We start from the raw sequence: 5,665 nt of genomic DNA, 5'->3' as shown, positions 1-5,665 counted from the left end.
ATATCCAATGTACTTACCGGAAAATTTGGAGAAGTTTCTATAAGAGATGGGGTTTTGGCTGTATTCCATTACCCCCAGGAAGCAGCTGGCCAGTTTCCGGAATAAGCCAGGATCGGGAAGAAGAGTAAGGCATGACTCCACTGCAAAAAACCCTTTTTGTGGCATAAAGGTTGCATGAATATACAAAACGAGCGTTGGTGAAGATGAAAGCGGGCGGTCGAAGACCGCCCCTACAATGCCTTGCGGTCGCCAGTTGTTGCGCCTGATTCGGAACGATACGGGGGTCGTTCCCTACACACCCTGCGGTCGCTATTTAGGTAGCTGAGAAGTATATTTATGCGCACTAATGCGTATTTATTACTTTTTGCAGTGACATCACAGTTGTTTATTAACGCTGAGTGCTGGGCATGGGGGGAAATAGTAAGCCTTCAATAATTTGATGGAGGAAAAAGATTTGGATTTAAGTTTTCTCTCCGGGGTATTTGCCAACCCCGGGGATATTATACGCAGCCTGGTTGATATTCTTATAGTAGCTTATGTGGTTTACCGGATTTTGCGCTGGATAAGTGGCACCCGGGCGGAACAATTACTGAAGGGACTGGTGTTATTACTGGTCTTTTCCGTACTGGCCAGTGCATTAGAATTGGATATGGTTAACTGGTTGATGGAGAAGCTCTGGATAGTATTCGCTATTACTTTACCCATTGTATTTCAGCCGGAACTAAGAAGGCTGCTGGAGCAGTTGGGACGGGGGAAGTTCTTTAGTTTGACTACTTCTGCTGTTGAAATGGAGGAATATGATGCCATTATTAACGAGATAGGCGAGGCCACTGCCATCCTGGCCCGCAATCGGGTAGGAGCCCTGTTGATTCTGACCCGGGAAACCGGAATAGCGGAGTACCTGGAGAGTGGAGTTGACCTTGATGCTCTGGTTTCGGCGGGTCTGCTCATCAATATTTTTGTTCCTAATTCCCCGCTGCATGATGGAGCCTGTATCATCTCCTATGGCAGGATAAAGAAGGCTGCCTGTTTCCTGCCCTTAAGCGACAACCCCAATTTGGACAAAGAATTGGGCACGCGTCACCGGGCTGCCCTGGGAATAACGGAGCTTTCCGATGCTATAGCGGTAATAGTCTCCGAAGAGACGGGGATTATTTCGCTGTCCCAGGAGGGGCAGATTGAACGTCACCTGGATACTGTGAGCCTGAAGGAGATTCTGGGGAGAGAACTACTGGCGCGGGAGAAATGGAGTGATGCGGTTAAGAGGAGGTGGGTGGGTGATTTCCGAATTAAAGGACCCAAAAAAGAGAACCGGACTTAAATTGATATCCCTGATTATTGCGGTCTTGCTTTGGCTGTATGTGGTCAGCCAGGGCGCTACTACTACTCCGCAAGAGCTTATCAAGACGCCCCTCAAATACCATAACCTGGGAGCAGGACTGAGCGCTAGTGGTCCGGATACGGTTTCGCTGCGGCTATGGGGCTCACTAAAAAAGAACAACGATACTATTGCCTTTGTGGATCTAAGTGGCTTAGGGGAAGGTATCTATGAGCTTCCAGTCAATGTGAAACCGGTAAAGGGAGCCATGTTCACTACGGTGGAGCCGGACAAGGTCGAAGTGATTCTTAAAGGGATACAGGAAAAAGAGCTTTCCATTAAGTATGAGATTATCCAGCCTCCTCCTCCCGCTTATGACGTCCTGGATGTAGTGATTACACCAGCTAAATGTCTGCTGCAAGGGGATGAAGAAGCTATAAAAAAAGTGAAGACCGTCAAATGCCAGCTTTCCCTGCAGAACAGGGAAGAGATAAGTGCCTTTTATTCCCCGTTGCTGGCTCTGGATGCCGGGGGCAGGAGCATCAATGAAGGAATACGACTGATTCCTGAGAAAGTAAAGGTTAATGTTGCTATCAGCCAGAAGAAAGCTGGCCAAAAGGTAATCGTCAAGCTGCAGACCAGTGGCAATACCGCCGAAGGTTTTCAGCTCCGCCAGCTGCAGGTGGAACCAGATATCATTACTATTCTGGGAGCGGAGCGTCAAGTTGCCGATATCAAAGAAATAAATACTAAAGTGCTGGATTTGGAAGGGAGAAAGGAATCCTTCAGCCAGGAGGCGGAATTAATGGTACCCGAGGGAATGAAGGCTTTTCCTTCCCGAGTCATGGTATATGTGGAGATAGGCAAGATAGATGAAAAAGGGGGTAAGCAGGAGTGATTATCCGCTTGAGAGAGTTAATATTACCGTTGAATCATAGCGAGAAGCAGCTTAAGGAGGCGGCTGCTCGCCGTTTAGCCATAGCTGGTAGTGCGATTCGCTCTTTGCGCTTGGTGAGAAAGTCCATAGATGCCCGAAAAAAGCGGATTTGCTTTTCCTACATTGTTGATCTGGAAGTTGATGACAAGCTCTCTCTGCCGGAAAAACTAGCCAAAGTGATCGATGCTGAGGAGCAAGAAGGAGCTGTTCATCTAACTCCTGGTACGAAGCACCTGGCACAATCACCCCTCCTGGCGGGGGCAGGCCCGGCCGGCCTCTTTTGTGCATTGTACCTGGCCCGGAACGGCTATCGCCCGGTACTGCTGGAACAGGGACAGGATATTGACCGCCGGGTTAAAAGCGTGGAGAGATTCTGGAGAAAGGCCGAGCTTAATCCCCGCTCCAATGTGCAGTTTGGCGAAGGCGGGGCCGGCAGCTTTTCCGATGGCAAGCTAACTACTCGCATTGATGATAAGCGCATTGCCTATGTTTTGCGCAGCTTTGTAGAGTTTGGCGCTGATGAGGAAATACTCTATGTAAAAAAGCCTCATGTTGGGACTGATGTCATCCGGCAGGTAGTAAAGAATATGCGTCAGGAGATACTTCGTCTGGGTGGCGAGTGCTATTTCGATGCTTGTTTAACCGACATAAAAGTTAACCATTCGCTACTGGAAAGCATAATAATAAACCAGGAAACGGAAGTACCCTGCTCTCTGCTGGTGTTGGCGGTGGGGAACAGTGCCCGTGATGCTTACCGTATGCTTTATCGCCGGGGGGCAAGCCTTATTCCCAAGGCCTTTGCGGTAGGAGTAAGGGTTGAGCATCCCCAGTCCTTGATTGACCGTATTCAATTTGGGAGATATGCCGGAAACCCGCGCCTGGGGGCTGCCGAATATAATTTGAGCCACCACGAAAAAGAAGGGCGGCCCTGTTATAGCTTCTGTATGTGTCCTGGAGGCTATGTGATTGGGGCTTCGTCAGAAGCCGGGCATTTGGTAACCAACGGGATGAGCTATCGGGCACGCAACAGCGGTGTCGCCAACAGCGCTCTGGTGGTGGGGGTAAATCCGACTGACTGGGATAACCGGATTTTGGGAGGTCTGGAGTTCCAGGAGAAGCTGGAAAAACAGGCTTTTATAATGGGTGGCGGCAATTACCACGCTCCAGCCCAATATTTAAAAGACTTTTTAGCTCAGCTTCCCAGCCATTCTCTGGAAGGCTCCCTGGCCACTTATCAACCCGGAGTAAAACCCTCCAATCTCTGGGAACTGTTTCCGGCTGAAATCTGCCAGACCATGCAGCGAGGGATAGAGGCCTGGGGCAAGAAGTTGCGTGGTTTCATAAGCGAAAAGGCGATTTTGACCGGAGTGGAAACACGCACTTCCGCACCGTTGCGGATTTTGCGCAACGAAAACTTCTGCTCGGTGGATATTGAAAACCTTTATCCCTGTGGCGAAGGAGCCGGTTATGCCGGGGGAATAATCAGTTCCGCCATAGATGGCTTAAAAATTGCAGAGAAAATAATATCCACTTACCAAAAACCCGCAAGAAAAGTCAAGATAAATAGTAATAATGTTTGTAATGCTCGGGAGCTTTAACCAGGTAAATAACAGAGCGCTTGCATAGCTATCCCGGAGTAAACATATGATTAGTATTGGTAAATATGGTATATAAAGGTAATATTCTGTAACTGGAGAGAAAATCAGCATAAGCTTATGGCCGGTTTTCGTATTGAACTCCGGCTATTTGTGAAGTATAATTTTGCAATGATGATTTTTTACAAAAGCTGGGTCTTATAAAGTGATGATTATGATGAATTATAATGGGGAGGAAGTAAGCGGTGGGTAAACTATTTGGAACAGATGGAGTAAGAGGTGTGGCTAATCTGGAACTTACACCCGAATTAGCTTTTCAACTGGGTAGAGCGGGCAGTTATGTTCTGGCGCGTCATGAGGCCGGTAAAAGACCCCGAATACTGGTGGGAAAGGATACCAGGATATCGGGCGACATGCTGGAAGCGGCTTTAATAGCCGGTATTTGCTCCACCGGAGCGGATGTATTGACGGTAGGAATACTTCCTACTCCGGCAATTGCCTTCCTTACCCAAAGGTACCAGGCTTCTTGCGGGGTGGTAATATCGGCTTCGCACAACCCGCTGGAAGACAACGGCATCAAGTTTTTTGGCCCTAGCGGCTACAAGCTGCCAGATGAACTGGAGGAGGAAATCGAAGAACTGGTTTTAGCGGGAACCCAGGAACTCCAGCGTCCCCAGGGCGAAGATGTGGGAAGGGTTTACCTAGTAGCTGAGGCGAGAAACAACTACTTGGATTATCTTATTACCTGTTATTCCCGGAATCAGAACCTGGCGGGCATAACTGCAGTTATTGATTGTGCCAACGGCGCGGCCTATTCCACTGGCCCGGAATTATGGAGCCGATTGGGGGCCCAGGTTATAGCCATAAATAATAACCCCAACGGGGTAAATATCAATGAGCGCTGCGGCTCCACCTATACTGAAGGGCTCCGGAGAGCGGTTGTGGAGCATAAAGCGGATATTGGCATCGCCTATGACGGCGATGCCGACCGCTGTATAGTTGTTGATGAAAGGGGCAACGAGCTGGATGGCGACCACATCATAATGCTCTGTGCCCTGGATATGAACAGCCGGGGGGAATTGAATCCCCCGCTGGTGGTGGCCACGGTTATGAGTAATATAGGTCTGGATATAGCTTTACGCCGGGATAATATTCAGGTGGCCAACTGTAAAGTGGGTGACCGCTATGTACTGGAAAAAATGAAGGAGAGCGGCGCCTTGCTGGGCGGGGAACAATCAGGACATATAATCTTTTTGGAGCATGCTACCACCGGCGATGGTCTCCTGACCTCATTGAAGGTGGCCGAAGTTCTTCGCTGCTCCGGCCTGCCCCTGTCCGAACTGGCCCGGGGCCTGGAGAAACAGCCCCAGTTGCTGGTTAACCTGCGTATGGAAAACAAGGAGAAGATTCTGGCCCATCCTCTGGTGCAGGAAGCCATGAAGCAGGCAGAGGAGAGGCTGGGGGAATGGGGCAAACTAGTGGTGCGGCCCTCGGGAACCGAACCTGTGGTACGGATAATGGCCCAGGGTCCGGAACAGTACCTGCTGGAAGAGGTTATTGCTGAAATAAAACAAAGCATAGAAAGAGCTCAGGCCTAATGCCCAAGCTCATTTTAGCGCCTGCCCCGACACGCAGAAGATGCCATGTATTATTGGATATGCATTAGCATAGAGTTTTGCTGATTAATTAACCCTTCCCATACATCCGGGAAGGGTTCATCGTTAGGAGAACGCAAATAAATTCAAAAGGACGAGTATTAGAAATCGGCTGCAAGGTTTTTAGGCATAATGATGGGCTTGGTCGGTTTAATTAGGA

General features: G+C 49.2%; 4 protein-coding genes. All 4 read left to right on the top strand.

The window, feature by feature from the left end; all coding sequences use genetic code 11:
- The first annotated feature begins 454 nt into the window (after window positions 1–454).
- Window positions 455–1,321, top strand: a complete 867-nt coding sequence (gene cdaA, locus PHP87_RS10360; protein ID WP_299921071.1) for a diadenylate cyclase CdaA — start codon at window positions 455–457, stop codon at window positions 1,319–1,321.
- Complete coding sequence (locus PHP87_RS10355; RefSeq protein WP_299921069.1) at window positions 1,278–2,216, top strand: CdaR family protein; 939 nt, start codon at window positions 1,278–1,280, stop codon at window positions 2,214–2,216. The genes cdaA and PHP87_RS10355 overlap by 44 nt, the downstream gene beginning before the upstream one ends.
- Window positions 2,213–3,853 (top strand): NAD(P)/FAD-dependent oxidoreductase, encoded by a 1,641-nt coding sequence (locus PHP87_RS10350; protein WP_299921066.1) that lies wholly within the window; start codon window positions 2,213–2,215, stop codon window positions 3,851–3,853. The genes PHP87_RS10355 and PHP87_RS10350 overlap by 4 nt, the downstream gene beginning before the upstream one ends.
- 242 nt (window positions 3,854–4,095) lie before the next feature.
- Window positions 4,096–5,448 carry a phosphoglucosamine mutase gene (gene glmM, locus PHP87_RS10345; protein ID WP_299921064.1) on the top strand — a complete coding sequence of 451 codons (1,353 nt, stop codon included), beginning with the start codon at window positions 4,096–4,098 and terminating at the stop codon, window positions 5,446–5,448.
- Window positions 5,449–5,665 lie beyond the last annotated feature (217 nt).

Origin of the sequence: Syntrophomonas sp. (genome assembly GCF_028707975.1) — a bacterium.
Classification (GTDB): domain Bacteria; phylum Bacillota; class Syntrophomonadia; order Syntrophomonadales; family Syntrophomonadaceae; genus Syntrophomonas.
The sequence above is the reverse complement of the archived record's forward strand: the minus strand, read 5'-3'. Positions and strand labels throughout refer to the sequence as shown.